This is a genomic window from Caulobacter sp., from assembly GCF_035254145.1.
Taxonomy (GTDB): domain Bacteria; phylum Pseudomonadota; class Alphaproteobacteria; order Caulobacterales; family Caulobacteraceae; genus Caulobacter.
Window position 1 is genome coordinate 12,508 of the sequence record NZ_DATFAV010000269.1, and the last position, 18,818, is coordinate 31,325.

16 protein-coding genes are annotated in these 18,818 nt (G+C 66.4%); 4 read left to right on the forward strand and 12 right to left on the reverse strand.

Annotated elements, in window-relative coordinates:
* The first annotated feature begins 32 nt into the window (after positions 1–32).
* Together VJ655_RS16400 and VJ655_RS16405 are read left to right on the forward strand one after the other, a co-directional pair.
* Positions 33–2,012 (forward strand): oleate hydratase, encoded by a 1,980-nt coding sequence (locus VJ655_RS16400; protein WP_324112909.1) that lies wholly within the window; start codon positions 33–35, stop codon positions 2,010–2,012.
* Between the two features lie 29 nt (positions 2,013–2,041).
* Positions 2,042–2,653 carry a TetR/AcrR family transcriptional regulator gene (locus tag VJ655_RS16405; protein ID WP_324112911.1) on the forward strand — a complete coding sequence of 204 codons (612 nt, stop codon included), beginning with the start codon at positions 2,042–2,044 and terminating at the stop codon, positions 2,651–2,653.
* A 374-nt stretch (positions 2,654–3,027) separates the two neighbouring features.
* On the opposite strand, the gene VJ655_RS16410 is transcribed toward VJ655_RS16405, so the two are convergent.
* Together VJ655_RS16410 and VJ655_RS16415 are read right to left on the reverse strand one after the other, a co-directional pair.
* A complete protein-coding gene (locus VJ655_RS16410) occupies positions 3,028–3,621 on the reverse strand; it encodes a polysaccharide biosynthesis/export family protein (protein WP_324112913.1) in 594 nt (197 codons plus the stop codon).
* Between the two features lie 86 nt (positions 3,622–3,707).
* A complete protein-coding gene (locus VJ655_RS16415; RefSeq protein ID WP_324112915.1) occupies positions 3,708–4,496 on the reverse strand; it encodes a metallophosphoesterase family protein in 789 nt (262 codons plus the stop codon).
* A gap of 259 nt (positions 4,497–4,755) precedes the next feature.
* Between VJ655_RS16415 and VJ655_RS16420 the strand changes: the two genes are divergently transcribed.
* Positions 4,756–5,595 (forward strand): transglutaminase-like cysteine peptidase, encoded by an 840-nt coding sequence (locus tag VJ655_RS16420; RefSeq protein ID WP_414646994.1) that lies wholly within the window; start codon positions 4,756–4,758, stop codon positions 5,593–5,595.
* Between the two features lie 190 nt (positions 5,596–5,785).
* On the opposite strand, the gene VJ655_RS16425 is transcribed toward VJ655_RS16420, so the two are convergent.
* On the reverse strand, positions 5,786–5,938 hold the full coding sequence (locus VJ655_RS16425; RefSeq protein ID WP_324112919.1) for a hypothetical protein: 153 nt from the start codon (positions 5,936–5,938) through the stop codon (positions 5,786–5,788).
* Between the two features lie 237 nt (positions 5,939–6,175).
* On the opposite strand from VJ655_RS16425, the gene VJ655_RS16430 reads away from it, so the two are divergent.
* Entirely contained in the window at positions 6,176–6,790 is a 615-nt protein-coding gene (locus VJ655_RS16430) for a sugar transferase (RefSeq protein ID WP_324112921.1), read from the forward strand.
* On the opposite strand, the gene VJ655_RS16435 is transcribed toward VJ655_RS16430, so the two are convergent.
* The 9 genes from VJ655_RS16435 to VJ655_RS16475 all read right to left on the reverse strand — a co-directional run.
* Complete coding sequence (locus VJ655_RS16435; RefSeq protein ID WP_324112923.1) at positions 6,784–8,598, reverse strand: O-antigen ligase family protein; 1,815 nt, start codon at positions 8,596–8,598, stop codon at positions 6,784–6,786. The two genes, VJ655_RS16430 and VJ655_RS16435, sit on opposite strands and share 7 nt — an antisense overlap.
* A gap of 115 nt (positions 8,599–8,713) precedes the next feature.
* A complete protein-coding gene (locus VJ655_RS16440) occupies positions 8,714–10,933 on the reverse strand; it encodes a polysaccharide biosynthesis tyrosine autokinase (protein ID WP_324112925.1) in 2,220 nt (739 codons plus the stop codon).
* A 48-nt stretch (positions 10,934–10,981) separates the two neighbouring features.
* Positions 10,982–12,250, reverse strand: coding sequence for an outer membrane beta-barrel protein (locus VJ655_RS16445; RefSeq protein ID WP_324112927.1), 1,269 nt, complete (start codon positions 12,248–12,250; stop codon positions 10,982–10,984).
* 71 nt (positions 12,251–12,321) lie between these two features.
* Positions 12,322–12,915 (reverse strand): hypothetical protein, encoded by a 594-nt coding sequence (locus VJ655_RS16450; protein ID WP_324112929.1) that lies wholly within the window; start codon positions 12,913–12,915, stop codon positions 12,322–12,324.
* A 359-nt stretch (positions 12,916–13,274) separates the two neighbouring features.
* A complete protein-coding gene (locus VJ655_RS16455) occupies positions 13,275–14,363 on the reverse strand; it encodes a methyl-accepting chemotaxis protein (RefSeq protein WP_324112931.1) in 1,089 nt (362 codons plus the stop codon).
* Between the two features lie 167 nt (positions 14,364–14,530).
* Positions 14,531–16,996 (reverse strand): DNA topoisomerase (ATP-hydrolyzing) subunit B, encoded by a 2,466-nt coding sequence (gyrB, locus tag VJ655_RS16460; protein WP_324112933.1) that lies wholly within the window; start codon positions 16,994–16,996, stop codon positions 14,531–14,533.
* Between the two features lie 13 nt (positions 16,997–17,009).
* A complete protein-coding gene (gene recF, locus VJ655_RS16465; RefSeq protein ID WP_324112936.1) occupies positions 17,010–18,170 on the reverse strand; it encodes a DNA replication/repair protein RecF in 1,161 nt (386 codons plus the stop codon).
* Between the two features lie 43 nt (positions 18,171–18,213).
* On the reverse strand, positions 18,214–18,369 hold the full coding sequence (locus VJ655_RS16470; protein ID WP_324112937.1) for a hypothetical protein: 156 nt from the start codon (positions 18,367–18,369) through the stop codon (positions 18,214–18,216).
* 79 nt (positions 18,370–18,448) lie between these two features.
* Positions 18,449–18,818: VOC family protein (locus VJ655_RS16475; RefSeq protein WP_324112939.1), on the reverse strand; the 370-nt coding region annotated here is incomplete at its 5' end.

An 18,818-nucleotide genomic window follows, 5' to 3' on the forward strand; every position in this document is an offset into this window, starting at 1 on the left:
TTTTCCGCCAGCCGGATCCGGAAGGAACGATCATGACCGCCAGCCCCCAGAGCGCCCAGCCGCCCCACGCGAAGCCGAAGGTCGAGGCCAATATCGGTGAGGCGTTCTGGCGCAAGGGTCCGAACGACACCCTTCCGCCGCCCGACGCCGTCGGCCCCTACATGCGCAACCGGCCCCTGCCGGCGCCGCGGGTCGAGGGCCGCAAGGCCTGGATCATCGGCAGCGGGATCGCCGGCCTGGCCGCCGCCTTCTACATGATCCGCGACGGCCGCATGAAGGGCGAGGACATAACCATCCTCGACACGATGGACATCGCCGGCGGTTCGCTGGATGGCGCTGGCGACGCCGAGCAGGGCTACATCATCCGCGGCGGCCGCGAGATGAACTGGAACTACGATCACTTCTGGGACCTGTTCCAGGACGTGCCGGCGCTGGAGCTGCCCGAGGGCTACAGCGTGCTCGACGAGTATCGCCTGGTGAACGACAACGACCCCAACTGGTCGAAGTCGCGCCTGATGCACAAGCAGGGCCAGATCCGCGACTTCTCGACCCTGGGCCTCAGCAAGGCCCATCAGTGGGAGCTGATCAAGCTGCTGCTGAAGCGCAAGGAGGACCTCGATGACGTGACCATCGAGGAGTACTTCGGCGAAAGCTTCTTCGAGACCAACTTCTGGTTCCTGTGGCGCTCGATGTTCGCCTTCCAGACATGGCAGAGCCTGCTCGAGATGAAGCTCTATATGCACCGCTTCCTCGATGCGATCGACGGGCTGACCGACATGTCGGCGCTCGTGTTCCCCAAGTACAATCAATACGACAGCTTCGTCACGCCGCTGGTCCGCATGCTGAAGGACAAGGGCGTGCAGGTGCGGTTCGACACCCGCGCCTATGACCTCGACTTCGCCGAACGGGACGGCCAGCGCACCGTCACCGCCATCCGTTGCAAGGCGGGCGGCGCGGACGAGACGATCGCGCTGGGCCCGGACGACCTGATCTTCGCCCTGACCGGCTCGATGACCGAAGGCGCCGCCTATGGCGACATGGACACCGTCCCCGTGCTCGAACGGGAAAACAGCGAGCCGGGCGAGGGCAGCGACTGGACCCTCTGGAAGAACCTGGCGAGCAAATCCCCCGTCTTTGGCAAACCGGAGAAGTTCTACGGCGACGTCGCCCGCTCGACCTGGGAGTCGGCCACCCTGACTTGCCGGCCCTCGCCCTTCGTCGACAAGCTGAAAGAGCTCTCCGTCAACGATCCCTATTCGGGCAAGACCGTCACCGGCGGCGTCATCACCTTCACCGACTCCAGCTGGGTCCTGAGCTTCACCTGCAACCGCCAGCCGCACTTCCCCGGCCAGCCCGACGACGTGCTGGTGCTGTGGGTCTACGCCCTGCTGATGGACAAGGACGGCGACCACGTGAAGAAGCCGATGCCGGCCTGCACCGGTCGCGAGATCCTGACCGAGCTCTGCTATCACCTGGGAATCGTCGACCAGATCGACGAGATCGCGGCCGCCACCAAGGTGCGCCTGGCGCTGATGCCCTACATCACCGCCGAGTTCATGCCCCGCGCGGCGGGCGACCGTCCCCGCGTCGTGCCGGAAGGCTGCACGAATCTCGCGCTGCTGGGCCAGTTCGTGGAGACCAGCAACGACATCATCTTCACGATGGAATGCTCGGTCCGCACCGCCCGGATCGGCGTCTACACCCTGCTGGACCTGCCCAAGCAGGTCGCCGACATCAGCCCCACCCAGTACGACATCCGCAACCTCCTGAAGGCCGCGCGGGCGCTGAACAACAACGAGCCGTTCCTGGGCGAACGCCTGCTACATCGGCTGCTGGGCAAGACCTACTACGCGCACATCCTGCCGCCGCTTCCGGACAAGGACGCCACGCGCGAGCACGCCGAGACCGAGCTTTCGGCCTTGCTGGGCAAGGGTAGCCAGGCGGCGGGCGCGGCCCTGACCTGGCTTGAACAGCTTCGGGACAGCCTGAAGAAGCGATCAAAGCCGCAATAGGCAGGGATATGAGATCGAGGGCCCTGGCCTTGCGCAAGACGCGGGAACAAAGCCGGCTGGAGACGCGCCAGCGCCTGATCGCGGCGGCGCACGCCGCGATCGTGCGCGGGGGCATCGGCGCGGTGTCGCTGCGCGCGGTCTGCGAAGACGCGGGCTACTCGCAGGGGGCCTTCTACTCCAACTTCTCCAGCCGCGACGAGCTGCTGCTGGCGCTGATGCATGATCATATGCGCGAGGAGGTCCAGACGCTGCAGAGCATCGTTCGCTCCGTCCAGGGCGAAGGGCTGGAGACGGTCCTTTCCACCCTCGCGGCGCGCCTGGCCGTTCTGGCCCAGGACACCCAATGGTCGTTGCTGGCGATCGAGCTGCAACTCCACGCCCAAAGAGATCCGGCTTTCGCCTCGGCCCATGACAGCGCGAAGATGGGCTTTCACGCTGAGTTCGCCTTGATCGTCGACGAGATCGTCAAGCGGCACGACCTGAACCCCATCCTGCCTTCGCTACAGATCGCGGTGGGTCTCTACGCCCTCTGGTCTGGCCTCGTCGCCCAAGGCGCCCCGCCGGGCGCCTGGCCGCGGGACGAGATCTTCCTGGCCTTCCTCTGCGCGGCCATTGGGGCGCCTAGAGCCCATCTGGTTTAGAGGGATCCATCCGCGCTCGGGACGGACTTCCGTCCGCGAGCGCTGAGCTCACGGACGGAATCCCCCACCCTGTGGCGCTTGGGAGGGCGACGGCGATCGCGCGGCGTCGCCAGGCCACGGGTCGACCCCCACCGTCGCCTCGAACAGTGGCGACGGCGCGCGGGCCTTGCGAGAACGGGCGTCCAGACGGGAAGACGATCACCGCTCTCGTGGGGAGTCTAGCAATCGCCGCCCGACGATCCGATGCCGAGGCGTCTCATTCTGTTGACGCAGCGTCTCAATCTCGCAGATCGCCGTTCGGCCGCGCGGGGCTCGACCAACAAAAAAGCGCGGCGGATCGCTCCGCCGCGCCTGGTGTCGTCGATGTCGCCGGGTCAGAAGAAGCGTTCGCCAAGCCGGATCGTATCGCCGGGCGCGACAACGATCGACGGCGTCAGCTCGCTCTTCTGCTCCGAGGTTTCGCCGTTGTGCTTGATCCAGACGTTCTTCTTGTCGGCGCGATAGGTGAAGCCACCGGCGGTCGCCACGGCGTTCAGCACCGTCAGTCCCGACGTGTAGGGATAGGTGCCGGGCTTCTCGACCTCGCCCAGGATATAGAACGGCCGGAAGGTCAGGACCTCCGCACTGACGCGCGGATCCTTCAGGTAGCCGTCGCTGAGGGCCTTCTGCACCGCCTGCTGGAACTGGCCGACGGTCATGCCGCCAGCCTTGATCTCGCCGATCAGCGGCAGGGACATCAGGCCGCTGCCGGTGACGAAGAACTCGCCCGAGAGCGACGGTTCCCCGTAGACGGTGACCCGGACCTTGTCGGCCGGGCCCAGCAGGTAATCCATCGATTGCGCGGGCGCGACGGCGGGGGCGGCCGGAGCGACCTGGGCGTGAACCGCGCCGACAAGGCCGCCGAACGTCACGCAAGCGGCAAGCGCCAACATGGAGAGGGCGCGAGAGAGTTTCGGAACACCGATCATTGCGAAGCTTCTCACCTTGAGACTTATCGGACCAGGACGTTGAAATGCCACATCGCACGTGACCGCACGATGAACAAGGCGAAGTCTCAGGCGGCGCGTGCTTTACTAAATTGAATGATCTTCGGCTCGCCGCCGTCAAGTCTAACCGCCGTCAACACGCCGGTCGCGTAGGCGCCTGTATCGACGTTGATCCGGCGACGGCCGACAAAGACCTCTTCCACGGGCGTATGGCCGTGGACCACCGTGGCGTCCAGGCCGTGCGCGGCGTCGAGGAATTCGTTGCGGATCCATAGCAGGTCGGCGGCCACCTGGCGCTCAAGCGGCAATCCCGGCCGCACCCCAGCGTGGACGAACACGTAGTCGCCATGGACGACCATCAGCTCCAGCCGCCGAAGAAAGGCCTCGTGGGCCGGCGGGAAGGCCGCGCGGAAGGCCACGCGCGTCTGCTCCCAGACCTCGGGCTCGGCCCGGCCCACGGGCCGCTGCACGCCATAGGAGGCCATGGTCTCGCCGCCGCCATACTCGACCCATGACGGTCCAGCCATCGGATCGTCCAGAAAGTGCAGCAGGGTTTCCTCGTGGTTGCCCATCAGCGCCCGGAACTCGAAACGCCCCTCCTCGGCCTGCGCGCTCAGGTCGATCAGCCGGTCGATCACCGCGGCCGACTGGGCGCCGCGATCGACATAGTCGCCCAGCATGATCAGCATCGGCCGGTCCTGGCGTCCCAAGGTCCGGAAATCCTCGGTCATGCGATCGATCAGCCCGTCCAGCAGATCCAGTCGGCCGTGCACGTCCCCCACGGCATAGAGCGCCCGGCCGTCCGTGGACGCCGAACGTTGCGGCTGCTGCTTAGTGCGGAACAGGGATTTGAACATCACGCTCGCCAGGGCGGCGACAAGTCGCCGGGAAGGTCGATCCGATTTTGCCCCAGGCCGCGCCTGGGTTCAACGGTGACGCCACCGGTTAACCCATAATTTAGCACAACCATTTCCCATCAATTTACCAAGTAAAGATGGGCTTTGTTCAAGTTAATATCAAAATCACCACAGCTTAACATCTTAATTATACCATCTAAATTCAGCTTAAGTTGGCGGCCCAAATGAATACTGACCCCACGAACACAGCGGGGTCAGCATGTTCAATACGCGAAACATTGTTATCGGGATCGCCGGGGCAGCCGCTCTGATGGTTGGCGCCAGCGCCCAGGCCGGTTCGATGCCGTTCATGCCGCGCGGAAACGGAATGAGCGCCCCGATGGGCTTCGCCGAACTCTGCCGTCGCGATGTCGAGACGTGCGGCCTGCCGTCGGGCCAGCTGGCCCTTATGGGCCTGGGCGCCCCTTCCGGCCTGACCTCGACCTCGTCGGTGGGCGCCGCGCCGCATCGCTTCGAGGCGGCCCAATCCCCCGCCGAAGCCGAAGACGCCCGACTGATCTCGGTGGCCACGATCCAGGCCTGGACCCCCGCGACGACCGAGGGCTTCGTCCCGGCCGGCGCGATCTCGGCCGACCAGTCCGCCACCGACGCGTCGGCCGTCGAGCCCGCCCCGCCGGCCGCCATCGCCGAGACCTGGGCCGCCCGTGGCGAGCGCGAACAGCTGAAGCTGCTCAACCTGGTCAACCAGTCGGTCAACCGCGAGGTCAAGAAGACCAGCGACCTCGACCTCTATGGTCAGCCTGAATACTGGTCGCTGCCGCGCCTGGTGGACGGCAAGCTGTATGGCGACTGCGAGGACTACGCGCTGGAAAAGCGCCGCCAGCTGATCGCCGCCGGCGTTCCCGAGAGCGCGCTGTCCCTGGCCGTCGCCGTCACCGCCCGGGGCGAAGGCCACGCGGTGCTGATGATCTCGCTGAAGAGCGGCGACTGGGTGCTGGACAACCTGACCCCCTGGGCCACGCCCTGGGAGGACCTGAACTATCACTGGATCGAACGCCAGGTGCCGGGCACCGCGCTGTGGACCAGCGCCGCCGTCTGATCGCAAGGCGTGCTTCAGACCAAGACAAAGCCCCGGCCTTCACGGTCCGGGGCTTTTCTCGTGGGCGGGCCGCCAGCCCGTTCTTCCCAGACCGGTCTTCCTTTGGACCGAAAAGCGCGCCGCCCGCCCCGGAGGTCCGGAGCGGGCGGCAAGCGGTTCGAGATGCGTGGCTCGACGTCGAGCCAGAGCGTCAAAAGAGGCGGGAGACCATCAGGGCCAGGAGACCCCACATGCCCAGCGACACCAGAGCGGCCAGGCCCAGGCCGGCCAAAGGCGCCATACGCCGGTCGCGGGCCGGAGCGGCGATTTCCACGGGGGCGAAGGACATCTTGGCGTCGATCATCGATCAGAACTCCTGCTACCTGACGATGTAACGCGCTGGCGCTAATGGCCCGTGAAAAAGCACAGTTTATTCCGATTAAACATATGTGGCCGTCGGCGGGAATTTCCCCGCGACGCTCTGAGTCGTTTGGGATAGCGTGTGAGGGTTGGAACTGGAAAACCGGCCGACAACTTGGTGGGGAATTAAGAGGGTTAACTGGTGGACGGAGGATCGTATTCCGAACGTCTAGCGCCAGAATTGCGCGGCGCCCCCGCGCCCGTTGCGGTCGATGTGCGAAAACGCACGCTCGACATCGCTGCTGCTTCCCTGCTTCTGGTGCTGTTCGCGCCCCTGCTGTTGCTAGCCGCCTTGCTGATCAAGCTGGAATCGCCCGGTCCGGCCCTGTTCCGGCAGACCCGGGGCGGCCTCGGCGGAACGCAGTTTCAGATCTTGAAGCTGCGCACCATGCATTGCCGCGAGGATGGCCCAGAACTGACCCAGGCCCAGCGCGGCGACAATCGCGTCACCCGGCTTGGGCGGCTGCTGCGCGCGACCAGCATCGATGAGCTTCCACAGCTTTTGAACGTTCTGAAGGGCGACATGTCCATCGTCGGCCCGCGGCCTCACGCCGCCGCCCACGACGATTATTACGGCGCCCGGATCCCCGAATATTACGCGCGCTATCAGGCGCGACCCGGCCTGACGGGCTGGGCGCAGGTCAAGGGGCTGCGTGGCGGCACCGAAACCCTGGAAGCCATGCGCAAGCGGGTCGAGGCCGATATCGAGTACATCGAGACATGGTCGGTCATGAAGGACGCGCGTATCGTCCTGATGACCGTCCCCAGCCTTCTCGTCGCCGAGAACGCCTACTGACCGGCGGCGGCCTTGGCTTGCTCCTGGGTGGCGCGTTCGGCCACGATCAGGAAGGCTAGGCCGATGCGGCCCGATGGATTGCGGATGCTATTGGCCAGGGCCGTCAACCGGCGCGCTCCGTTCGAGCGAGCGAACTCTATCCGCGCCTGATACATCACCTGCTGGCGGACGGCCGGGGTCAGGGACGGCCAGTTCTCGTAGGCCAGGCGCGTTCTGCTCTCGAAGAGGCTGGTCTGCAGCGGCGCCACCGACAGCGAATGGTCCAGCGCCCTGTTGGCCGCGTCGGCGTCGCCGCGCTGGAATTCAACGGCGGCCATGCGCAGCCAGGCGCCGCCTGACCCTGGCCGCATGGCGACCTCGCGATGGGCCGTCGCCAACATCCGCTTCTGGACGAGAGGATCCTTGCTCTCGCGGGCCAGATCCTTTTCGAGGCTGGTGGCCAACACCTCGGCCGACGCCGTGGGCGCCCAGGCCATATCGCCGCCAAACCGGGAAACCACCAGCGGCGTCGCGACGAGAAGCGAGGCCAGCAGCGCACCAGCGGCGAAGGCGGGAGTCCCCCAGCCGATGGCCGGCGGCGTGCGGCGCGAGGGCGCCACGGCGGTGATCGCGCCCAGGCCCACCACGAACAACGCTTGCAGGGCCGGCACCTGAACCGCGAAGTCCGACAAGCCGTGCAGCAATACGACGATGGCGGCGGCGATCGTCGCGCGCGCCAGGGTCCCGACCGTACCGGGCTTGGTCGCCTCGCTTCCCGTCCGCCACAGGGCGGCCAGCATCCAGGCCGTCATCATGAGGGTTCCGACGACGCCGGTCTCCTCCAGCCACTGGAGATAGAGGTTATGGGTGGCGCGTACGTCGAAGAGAACGTTCAGGTTCTCGCTGGTGGCGATCAACTGGTTGACGATCGGGAACGAGCCGAGCCCGAACCCGAACCAGGGCGAGCCGAGGAAGGCCTGCCAGTGGGCGTCGAAGATCACCTTGCGAACGGCGACATCGCCCTCGAGGTTTTGGAGGCGGGCGGCCGTCAGGTCCGCGCTGCGCATGGCCACGCCGATCACGATCAGCAGGCCCGCCGCCCCGCCGACGATGGCCACCGCGCGCAGCTTGCGGCCTTGGGCCAGAACCTGCCACGTCAGCAGGACCGCCAGACCAACGACGGTGGAGAAGATCCCGGCCCGAGAAGCGGTCAGAGCCAGGGCGACGGCGAACACCGCCGCCAAGCCCAGAGCCAGACTGGCGTCCAGGCTCAGCCTCTCCAGTCGCAGCGCGCCGCCGGCGCGCTGGATCGCCTGGGAGAAAAACGCCGCGGCGAAGACCAGGCCGACGCCCATCAAGGTCGCGGCGCTGTTGGGGCTGAGCAGGGTGGCGGTAAGGCGGCGGCTGGCGCGCAGGCTGACATGATCGATGATGGCCAGGGCGGCGAAGGCGCCCAACGCCAGCACCATCCACCAGAACAGCGCACGCCGCCGGGTCTCGGACGCGCCAACGATCCGCGCGGCCAGAAACAGGCAGGCCAGGCCCACGAACCTCAAGAGGTTGAGCGCCACCGACGAACGGTCGACCGTGATGGCCCCCGAACCTTCGCCAAAATAGGCCCAAACCGGATGGGCGCCGCCGGGGCCAAACGGTGTCAAGGACCAGGCCACGGCGATCATCAGGGCGACGAACATCAAGCCTGGCCAAGGCGCGGCCAACACGCTTGAAACCCGACGGGCCCAGCCGCACGTCATCAGAAGCGTCAGGAGGAAGGCGGCCTGGACGGCGCCGAACACCGCGGCCACCGCCACGTCGCTGGCTCCGAACACGATGATCTCGGCCAGGACCAAAGCAACGAGGGCGCCGATCGCGACGCCCTCTGAGACCTGCAGTTTTCGAGTCCTGGCCGCTCCGGGCGACGGCGCGCCCCCGCCCGATCGCGTCCTAGTCCGCATAGTACTTTCGATAGTTGGCGTAGTAGTAATAGGAGTCGCCGTAGCCGTAGCGGGACTGGGCCTTCAGGTCCATCTGGGTCAGGGCGACGCCGGCGATGAACGCCCGCGTTCCCTGCAGAAGGGACAGGGCCGACTGAACGGCCTTCACTGGCGTCTTCTTCCAACGCACGAGCATGACCACGGCGTCGGTATGCGGCGCCAGGATGCGCGTGTCGGCGATGGCCAGCAGCGGCGCGGTGTCGAGCAGCACGATCTCGTAGCGGTTGCGCAACTCCTGCAGCAGGCGATGCATGGCCGCCGAACCGAGCACGTCGCGCGGCGTATAGGCCGACTTGGCCAGCGGCAGGATCTGTGCGCCGCTTTCGTCGTCGACCAACGCCGCCTCCAGCGTGGAAACGCCGTTCAGCACCTCCAGCAGGCCGACCTTGGCCGGCTCCTTCAGGAACTGGCTGATCGCGCTCTGGCGCAGGTCGCAGTCGACCACGATGACCTTGGCGCCCGAGGTCGCCAAGGTGCGCGCCAGCGAGAAGGTGGTAGTGGTCTTGCCCTCGCCAGGCAGGGACGAGGTGATCGCGATCACCTTCACCGTCTCGCCGACCTTGGAGAACAGGATCGACGCGCGCAGCTTGCGCAGGCTTTCAGCAAAGCTGGAAAGCGGCTTGGCCAACAGGTAGTCCGGCGGCGTCAACCCCTTCAGAGCCTTGGCGTCGTCGACCGTGGTATCCAGCGTCGGGACCGCGCCCAGGTAGGGCAGGCCCAGACGACGCTCGACCTCATCCTCGGTGAACAGGCCCGCCATCAGGATCTCGGCCAGGACGATCGAGGCCGCGCCCGCGCCCAACGCCAGCACCAGACCCAAGGCCAGGTTCAGCGAGGGCTTGGGATAGCTGGGACGCGTCGGGATCTTGGCGGGCGACACCACGCGGGCGTCGGCCTGCTCGATGCCTTCCGAGGTCGTGGTCTGCTTGAAGCGAGCCAGAAGGCTCTCGTACAGGGTCTTGACCGACTGGGCTTTGCGCTCGAGTTCGGCCAGGCCGATGGCGGCGCGGTTGTTGCCGGCCAGCGTGCCCTTGGATTGGGAGACGCTAGCGGCCACCGAGCCGGTGCGCTGGCGCGCGACCTGGGCCTGAGCCTCGAGGTTGGAGATGATCCGGCGGATTTCCGCCTGGATCTGCGTATCGATGTCGGCCAGTTCGCGCTTGGCCTTCAGCAGGTCGGGGTGGCGCTCGCCGTAGCGGCCGCTGAGATCGGCGACCTGGGCGCTCTTTTCGGAGCGCTGCTTGCGCAGCTGTTGCACGACCGGCGAATTCAGGGACTCGCCGACATCCTCGCCCGTGCTGCCGCGCGCCAGTTGCTGGCGAGCGATGTTCAGGCGCGCATCGGTCTCGGCCTGGGCGGCGCGGCTCAAGGCCAACTGCTGGTTCAGGCCGGAGATTTCCTGCTCGGTCAGGGTCGCGCCTTCGGCGCTGAGCAGGTTGTTGGCGATCTTGTACTGCTGGACGGCGGCGTCGGCCTGGGCGACCTGATCGCGCAGTTCGGCCACGCGAGTGTCCAACCACTCGTTGGCCTTGGCCGTCGCGTCGAACTTCGCCTCCAGCTGCTCGGTCAGGTAGAGGTTGGCGAAAGCGTTGGCCAGCTCGGCCGCGCGCTTGGGCTCGACGTGGGTGTATTCAATCGAGATCAGATAGGTCAGGCCCGCGCGGCGGACCCTCAGCCCTCCCAGCACATTGTCGACGATCCGCTCTTGCCGACGCTGCAGCTCGACGGGATCGGTCACCGCCAGAGGCGCGGCGGCCTTTCTCATCGAAGACAGCCAGGCGGTCGCGCCCTTGGCCTTCGGCAGGTAGGGGTTGAAGTAGGGGTCCTGGTCGAGCTTCAGCTCCTTGACCACCCGCCCGGCCAGCGAACGCGACCTCAGAACCTCGACCTCGGTGTCGACGACGGACGAATCCGCCGGCAATCCGGAGAGCACCGCGCTCATGTCGGTGACCTGTTCCTTGCGGACGTCCAGCATCACCTGGGCCGTGGCCGTATACTTTGGGACCTGCTGCAGGGTGAACAGCACCACCGCCGCGAACACCACCACCGCCACCGCCGCGAACAGACGGAATCGCCGCCTGAAGGTCGCGATCGCGATGTTCAGGTCAAAAGACAACGCTCCGGTGTCATTCACCGGAGCGTTCGAAGTTTCAAAACCAGAGCCGTCCATAACCACTCTCAGTAATCGGCAAAGCTTGCCGTTTCGTGGACGTTTTTATCAGAACTGAAGCGCGACCGAAGCGATCACCTTGTTGTCCTTGAACGCGGCGCCGTTCTGGGCGCCCGACGAGTCCTGCTTGAGGTAGTTATAGGTCAGGAACAGGCCGACGCGGCGGTTCAGCAGATAGGTCGCCGTCGCCGAGAAGTTGTCGCGCTTGTCGGTGCGATCAACGCCCTTGTAGTTGTCCTTGCCGTGCGCGTAGGCGGCCGACAGCAGGACGTTGCGCATCAGCTCGTGGTCGATCGACGCGCCGATGTTGTTCGAGATGTAGCCTTGCGAGCCCGCCGCCGTGGATTCCTCGATCGTGCGCGAGCCATTGATGCCGACCGTCGTCAGCTGGGTCGGGAACCACTCGAGGCGGCCGGCGGCGTTGAAGCCGTCGATCTTGGAGAAGGCGGGGTTGTCGTACGACTGGCTCATGTAGCCGACTTGCAGGTCGCCACGCACCAGATTCGAAACGTCGAAGTTGGCGCCGACGCCGACGACGTAACCGTCCGAGTTGCGGTTCGAAGCGGCGACGTTGGTGTCGTAGTCCTTCTTGTTGCCGGTCGCCGTCAGATAGACAGCCGTATCCGGGCTGACCGCATACTCGGCCTTGGCGCCATAGTTGAATTCGTTGCGGTCACGGAAGTCCTGATCGACGATCGCCGTGCCGGCGATGTTGGGGACGTCCTTGTAGTTGAAGTCCTTGTCGTCCAGGCGACCGGTGACGCGCAGGCGATTGAACTCCTTCGTCAGCGAGACCGAGCCCTGGGTCAGGTCGTACTTCACCGGCTTGCCCGCCGCCGTGGGAGCGGTCGGCGAGGTGCGCGGTTCAACTAGCCGCTGCGTCTGGACCAACCCGGTCAGGTTCGAGCCGCGCGAGATGTCCAGCCGGCCGTTCGCAGAGACCGTGTACTCCTCGGCGTTTTCCGTATCGTTGTCCGAATACCGGATGATGTTGCCGCCAGCGAAGAAGCCCAGCGCGTTGCGCGACCAGTCCGAACGAACAGCCAGTTCCGGCTTCACGCGCCAGATGGTGTCGTCGGTCTTGCCCGTCGCCGTGGCGTAGATGTTGTCGTTGTGCTCGACGTCACCCGTAATCCGCGGATACAGGGTGAAGCCGCCGGCCTTCTGGCCGGTCGCCTCGTAATCCGGGCGCGGGCGCTGACGAACGCTGACGTTCTTGTCGCGCTTGAAGTTGGAGCCGAGATCCTGCGCCTGAGCGATCTGAGGCGCGGTCAGAGCGATGCAGGCCATGGCGGCCGAGCACGTTAGGAGTCGCATGTTTTATCCCCACCAGTAGGTGGCGGCCGACGCACGTCGTGACGCGTCGGTCCGCCCCGAGACTATATTAATTAACCGCCGCAGTAGGCGGCGATGACGCCCGCGCACGGATCGTACGGAGCCGGCGTGACCGTGGTGGTCGTGCCGCCGCCCGTGGTCGTGCCCGCGTCGCCGCCCGTCGAGGTCGACGAAACGCCTTGCAAGCTGACGAGCACGCTGGGCGCGCCGCCGGTGTCGGTCGCGGCCGTCTGAGTGACGGTCGCCGACTGGCCGGTGGCCGCCAGCTGCTGGGTCACGGCCGGAGACGAGGCCACTTGCTGGGCCATTTCAGGAGCGACCGCGGCCGCCACTTGAATGGCGACGCCGGCGCTGACCGTGCCGCTCGACACCGCCTGCACCAGAGCCGCGGCGATCACCGTCGGCGAGGCGCCGCTGGCCGCGAGGGCGGCCGAGATGGAGGCCTGGATGGCGGCCAGCTTCTGTTGGGCCGACAGACGGGCGAAGCCCGGCTGCGCGGCGGCTCGCTGAGCCGCGGCCTGGATGGTGGCCTGCAGCGAGGCCGCCGTCGGGGCCGGGGTGTTTTGAGCCCAGACCTGGCCGGCGCCCATAGGGGCCAGCGCAACTGCCAAGCTAATGGCGATGGCTCGAACGCGATGAGAAGCCATGACTGCTCCCTCCAATTGAACGGCGTCCCTTTAGGACAATGTAAACGAATGCTCTAGCCCAGAACTCGATTTTCGTCGATTTCTCGACAGAACCGTTCCCCGGAAATCACACTTTGCGTGCGGGCTCCGCGGGAAAGAGAACGCAAACCAGCCTGTAAACTAAGAATATGACGCGTTTTCCCGCCAGAGCAGAAACTGTCAGACTTCGTCGACGGGTCCGTTAGGGCTAAAAAAATCACGCACAGCGTCGCATTGCAACGCCGCTGCGGGAGAATCCATGAAAAATGCCGAGAATCTAGTCGCTTTCTCTTATCAGGCGACCAAATAGTTCGATTTATCCGCAAGCGGCTTGGTTAAGATTAGGCCGCGACCGTGGTTAATCCCGGAACTTGTTGTCGCTGGACAAGACATCCGTACCAGCCAAGACCCGTATAGGTCTCGTATCCCGGGGTCAGGGCGTACCCAACAGTGACGTCGCCGTTGGCGTAACTTCCCATCGGTCCCGCCGTCGTATCGAGTGGGAAGATCTCGCTAAGAACACCCTGGTTGTCCGAAGAGGCCAGGACCCTGCCCTTCTGGTCCAGCAGCATGACGCGCGAGCGTTCGCGCTCCTCGCTGGTCAGGCGAACGCCATCGACCACGGCCTGGGCCTGGGGCCGCCAGTCGAAGTGCACGCCGAGCACGCCCAGGGGCTGACCCTTGGCCTCGCCCCCGGCGCGAATGGCGGTGGCGTAGGTCGCCACCGGCTCGTCGGCCAGGGCCCGGCAGCGCTCGACGTCGCAGGCCACGAAGTCGTCGCCCGTGGCGGTGCGCATGCCCTCCTGGAACCAGCGCGTATCGGCCACCGACTGCCCGACGACGTTGGGGTAGCGGTTTGGCCGCCCATTGGCCACCACGCGGCCGCGGGCGTCGCAGATCCAGAGATCGAGATAAACCGTATAGGCGTCCAGGATCACGCCCAGGCGTTCGCTGGCGTGCCGCCGCGCGCCCTCGCCGTCATCGGCCAGACAGGCCACCACGGCCGAGTCCGTCGCCCACCAACGGACGTCGCAGGTCCGTTCATAGAGATTGCGGTCGACGATCTCGATGGCGTTGAGCGCCAGATCGGCCAGGCGCTGGCCGCGCATATGCGACAGGATCGCCCCGCCGATGGCCGAAAGCTCATCGAGGTCGGCCCGCACCTGGCTTTCCAGCGCGGCGGCCACCGCGTCGATCTCCGTCGAGATCTTCTTGAACTCCTCGGCAACGATGGCGAAGCCCTTGCCGGCCTCCCCCGCCCGAGCCGCGACGATCAGGGCGTTGATCGAGAGCATCTTGGCCGCCCGATTGACCCTGGCGATCTCGCCGATCTTTTCGCCCGCGACGCTCGACAGCCGTTCGGACAAGTCCAGAATCCGTTCTGGCCGAAAACTGGCGTCTTGTTCCATCACACGCGCGCCCCCACGCATATTCTCAAAGCGAATCAATCGATTCACGCACGATGACGCTCTCGTCGCGACCGCGCGATGACACCGATAACCACATCCGGGGCGTGGGGCCCGCCCAGAACGAGAAAGCGCCGGAACGCCCGCGAAACGGGCGCCCGGCGCTTAGAAAGCAATCGTTTGCCAAACCTCTAGACGTCGACCTCGGCGTCCAGGGCGTTTTCTTGGATGAACTCCCGGCGCGGCTCGACCAAGTCGCCCATCAGCCGGCTGAACATGTCGTCGGCGTCGTCGGCGTGGTTCACCCGGACCTGCAGAAGGGTGCGCGCCTCGACGTCCAGCGTCGTTTCCCACAGCTGCTCGGGGTTCATCTCGCCCAGGCCCTTGTAGCGCTGGATGGCCAAGCCCTTGCGGCCGGCGTCCAGCACCGCGTTGACCAGGTCCAACGGCCCGCGGATGGTCGTGGACTTGTCCTTGCGGCGGAAGACGGCGCGGCTGGAGAAGACCTCGGCCAGCTTGACGGCACGTTCGGCCAGGCGACGGGCGTCGGCGGCGTGCAGCAGCACGTCGTCCAGCACGACCCGCTCGGAGACGCCGCGACGCACGCGGCTGAACACGAAGCCGGTGTCACCCCGCTCGCCGCTCCAGGGGCCATCGCCCTCCTCGGCGTAGAGGTCGAGGCGTCGCGCGGCGCCCGTGGGATCGGGCGCATCGCCCAACAGGCCGGCCAGGGCGGCCTGTTCGATGGCGCTGGCCGGGGCCCGGGAGGCCAGGCGATCGATATTGCCCTTGGCCGAACGACACGCCTGGACCAGGGCCAGAAGATCCTGGCCGATCAGGCGCTCGCCGGAGGCCAGGTCCAGCTCGGCCCCGTCCACGCCTTCGTCGACGAGGAAGGCGTCCATCTCGCTGTCGTCCTTCAGATAGCGCGAGGACTTGCCCTTACTGGCTTTGTAGAGCGGCGGCTGGGCGATGTAGATGTAGCCACGCTCGATCAGCTCCGGCATCTGCCGGTAGAAGAAGGTCAGCAGAAGCGTACGGATGTGGGCGCCGTCGACGTCGGCGTCGGTCATCAGCACGATCTTGTGGTAGCGCACCTTGTCCGGGTTGAAGTCGTCCCGGCCGATGCCGGCGCCCAGGGCCGTAATCAGCGTGCCGATCTGGTCGGACGACAGCATCTTGTCGAAGCGCGCCCGCTCGACGTTCAGGATCTTGCCGCGCAGGGGCAGGACGGCCTGGTTGTCGCGGTTGCGGGCCTGCTTGGCCGAGCCGCCGGCGCTGTCGCCCTCGACGATGAAGATTTCGGACTTGGCCGGATCGCGCTCGGAGCAGTCCGCCAGCTTGCCGGGCAGCGAGGTGATGTCGAGCGCGCTCTTGCGGCGAGTCAGTTCGCGGGCCTTGCGAGCGGCTTCGCGCGCCGCGGCGGCCTCGGCGATCTTGGTGACGATCTGCCTGGCCTCGTTCGGGTGCTCCTCGAACCAGGTCGCCAGACCTTCCTGCACCAGACCTTCAACCGCCGGGCGCACCTCGGACGAGACCAGCTTGTCCTTGGTCTGCGAGCTGAACTTCGGATCGGGAACCTTGACCGACAGCACGCAGGTCAGGCCTTCGCGGGCGTCCTCGCCGCCGAGATTGACCTTTTCCTTTTTCAGGATGCCCGAGCTTTCGGCGTAGCCGGTGATGATCCGGGTCAGGGCCGCGCGGAAAGCCGAAAGGTGCGTGCCGCCATCCCGCTGCGGGATGTTGTTGGTGAAGCACAGCATCTGCTCGTGGTAGCTGTCGTTCCACCACAGGGCGAGATCGACCTCGACCTTGTCCTTGACGCCGCGCACCGCGATCGGGGTCTTCAGCAGCGGGGTCTTGGCCTTGTCCAGGTGGCGGACGAAGGCCTCGATGCCGCCGTCGTAATGCAGCTTTTCTTCCCACGGCTCGGCGTCGCGGTGATCCTTGAACCAGATCGTCACGCCCGAATTCAGGAACGCCAGTTCGCGCAGGCGGTGCTCCAGCGTCTTCCGGTCGAACTCGATGAACGCGAAGGTGTCCCTGGACGGGTAGAAGGTCACTTCCGTGCCCGTCAGGGTCTCGCCGGCCTTGGGGCCGTCCTGGCGCACCGGCGAGTCGCCGGTCACCTTCAGCGAGGTCACCGCGTCGCCGCGCTCGAAGCGCATCTGGTGAACCTTGCCGCCCCGGTGGATCAGCAGCTCCAGCCAGTCCGACAGGGCGTTGACGACCGAGACGCCGACGCCGTGCAGGCCGCCCGACACCTTGTAGCTGTTCTGGTCGAACTTACCGCCGGCGTGCAGCTGGGTCATGATGACCTCGGCCGCCGACACGCCCTCGCCCTCGTGCATGTCGACCGGGATGCCGCGGCCGTCGTCGGTGACCGTCACCGAGCCATCGGCGTTGAGGATCACCTGGACCTTGGTGGCGTGACCGGCCAGGGCCTCGTCGATGGCGTTGTCGACCACCTCGTAGACCATGTGATGCAGGCCCGAGCCGTCGTCGGTGTCGCCGATGTACATGCCTGGACGCTTACGAACGGCGTCCAGACCCTTGAGCACCTTGATCGAGTCGGCGCCGTACTGGGCGGCGGCTTCCTCGGTCGTCATTTCCGGGGTCGGCGTTTCGGGAACTTGGTCTTCGGTGTTCTCGGTCATTCGTCTTCCAGAGTCAGGCCGGCAAAGTGGTCAGGCCGGCGTCGCACACGCGAACGCCCAGCGCCCGACCCTTGAGATGGTCGAACAGCGACTCGTCCGTGCCGGTGAGGAAGGCCTGGAGCTTGAGCGCCGTGAGTTCGTCGGCCAGTGCGGCTCGTCGGGTAAGATCGAGATGCGCGGCGACTTCGTCGAGCAATATTACAGGATTCGGCGCGGATTCCGCACGCGAAAGTCGCGCCGCCTGGGCCAAAACGAGGTTCAAAATCAGGGCTTTCTGCTCTCCGGTCGAGCATTCGGCCGCCGGACGGTCCTTCTCGACGTGGAAGATGGCCAGATCGCCCCGGTGCGGACCGGTCAGGGCCCTTCCCGCGGCCCCATCGCGCGCGCGCGCGGCGGCCAGGGCCGAGGCCAGCTTCTGCTCGATCTCCGCGAACGGCGCGCCCTCCAGCGCCAGCCTTTCCCACTCGCCGGTCAAGGTCAGGCGAGCCTGGGGGAAAGGTCGGTCGCCCCGCCCTTCGATCTCCAGCTGCAGCGCCTGGAGCGTCCGCGCGCGGGCCTGCGACATCAGCGCCCCGTTCTCGGCCATCCTGCCCTCCAGGGCGTTCAGCCAGGTCGCGTCGGCCGGGGCGCCGCTCTCGGCGGCGTCGGTCAGAAGCCGCATGCGCTCGCGCTGGGCCTTATCGTAGGCGTTGGCGTTGGCGGCGTGGGCGGGCTCTCCGGCGAAGACCAGGCGATCGAAGAACCGCCGGCGCTCGGAGGCTGCCTCCAGGAACAGGCGGTCCTGGGCGGGCGTCAGCCAGATCGGTCGGACGTGGTCGGCCAGCCGCCCAGGCGGCACGGTCTCGCCCTCGAGCCGCACGACGCGGCGAGCCGCCCCGCCCTGCTCGACGCCGGTGCCGATGTGGATCGGCGCGTCGTCGCCGCTCTCGACCACGGCCGCCACGGCCCAGGCCCGGCCGACGGTCTCGCCCGGCAGGCGGCGACCGACCTCGGCCAGGCTGGCGCCGCGCAGGCCCTTGCCGGGGCTCAGCAGGCTGATGGCCTCCAGAAGGTTGGTCTTGCCCGCCCCGTTGGCGCCAAACAGGTAGACGCTGCGCCCGCCGGTCTCCAGGCGCGCGCGCTCGTAAGAGCGGAAGTCCGTCAGGGTCAAGGAAAGCAATGCGGCCGACGCCATGGCGCCTAATAGCATTTCGGCGGCGATGCGCAGCCCCCGGACTTCAGACGAGGCGGCCGCGCCGTCCGATCGCCAGGTGCGCCAGGGTATGGACCTCGCCTCTGGCCAGATGGAGGGCGTGACGCCCGCCGATCAATAGAACGGTCCAGAAGCCGATGCTGACCAGCACCGTGGCGATGCGTTCCCAGGCGATGCGCATGTCCGTCTCCGTCCAGAGCGACGGAGTTGCGCCCCGACCTCGGCCGTATCACGCCGAAATCAGGGCGAAACCTTGCACATCATCCCAGCTTGTAGCCGCAGAGCTTGTTGCCATCCAGATCACGGAAATAGGCGAAATAGGCCTTGGGCATCCGCGCGCCCGGCGCGCCCTCGTCCTTGCCGCCCAGTTCCAGGGCCTTGGCGTGGAAGGCGTCGACCTCCTCGACCGTGTCGAAGGCGAAGCCGCCCATCATGCCGTTGCCGACGCAGGCGGGATTGCCGTCATAAGGCCCCAGCACGCCGAACATGCACCCGTCGCCGCGATAGAGGCGGCCGCCAGATGGGTGGTCGAACAGCGGCTTGAACCCGATGGACCCGAGCAGGGCGTCATAGAACGCCTTGGCCTTTTCCAGATCGTTCGAACCGACCGTCACATAGTTCACCTTGGCC

What these genes read in the sequence shown, in the direction of transcription:
- VJ655_RS16400 (WP_324112909.1), top strand. Translation starts at nt 33, where the DNA reads ATGACCGCCAGCCCCCAGAGCGCCCAGCCGCCCCACGCGAAGCCGAAG.
- VJ655_RS16410 (WP_324112913.1), bottom strand. Translation starts at nt 3,621, where the DNA reads ATGATCGGTGTTCCGAAACTCTCTCGCGCCCTCTCCATGTTGGCGCTT.
- VJ655_RS16415 (WP_324112915.1), bottom strand. Translation starts at nt 4,496, where the DNA reads ATGTTCAAATCCCTGTTCCGCACTAAGCAGCAGCCGCAACGTTCGGCG.
- VJ655_RS16420 (WP_414646994.1), top strand. Translation starts at nt 4,756, where the DNA reads ATGTTCAATACGCGAAACATTGTTATCGGGATCGCCGGGGCAGCCGCT.
- VJ655_RS16425 (WP_324112919.1), bottom strand. Translation starts at nt 5,938, where the DNA reads ATGATCGACGCCAAGATGTCCTTCGCCCCCGTGGAAATCGCCGCTCCG.
- VJ655_RS16440 (WP_324112925.1), bottom strand. Translation starts at nt 10,933, where the DNA reads ATGGACGGCTCTGGTTTTGAAACTTCGAACGCTCCGGTGAATGACACC.
- VJ655_RS16445 (WP_324112927.1), bottom strand. Translation starts at nt 12,250, where the DNA reads ATGCGACTCCTAACGTGCTCGGCCGCCATGGCCTGCATCGCTCTGACC.
- VJ655_RS16450 (WP_324112929.1), bottom strand. Translation starts at nt 12,915, where the DNA reads ATGGCTTCTCATCGCGTTCGAGCCATCGCCATTAGCTTGGCAGTTGCG.
- VJ655_RS16455 (WP_324112931.1), bottom strand. Translation starts at nt 14,363, where the DNA reads ATGCGTGGGGGCGCGCGTGTGATGGAACAAGACGCCAGTTTTCGGCCA.
- gyrB (WP_324112933.1), bottom strand. Translation starts at nt 16,996, where the DNA reads ATGACCGAGAACACCGAAGACCAAGTTCCCGAAACGCCGACCCCGGAA.
- recF (WP_324112936.1), bottom strand. Translation starts at nt 18,170, where the DNA reads ATGGCGTCGGCCGCATTGCTTTCCTTGACCCTGACGGACTTCCGCTCT.
- VJ655_RS16470 (WP_324112937.1), bottom strand. Translation starts at nt 18,369, where the DNA reads ATGCGCATCGCCTGGGAACGCATCGCCACGGTGCTGGTCAGCATCGGC.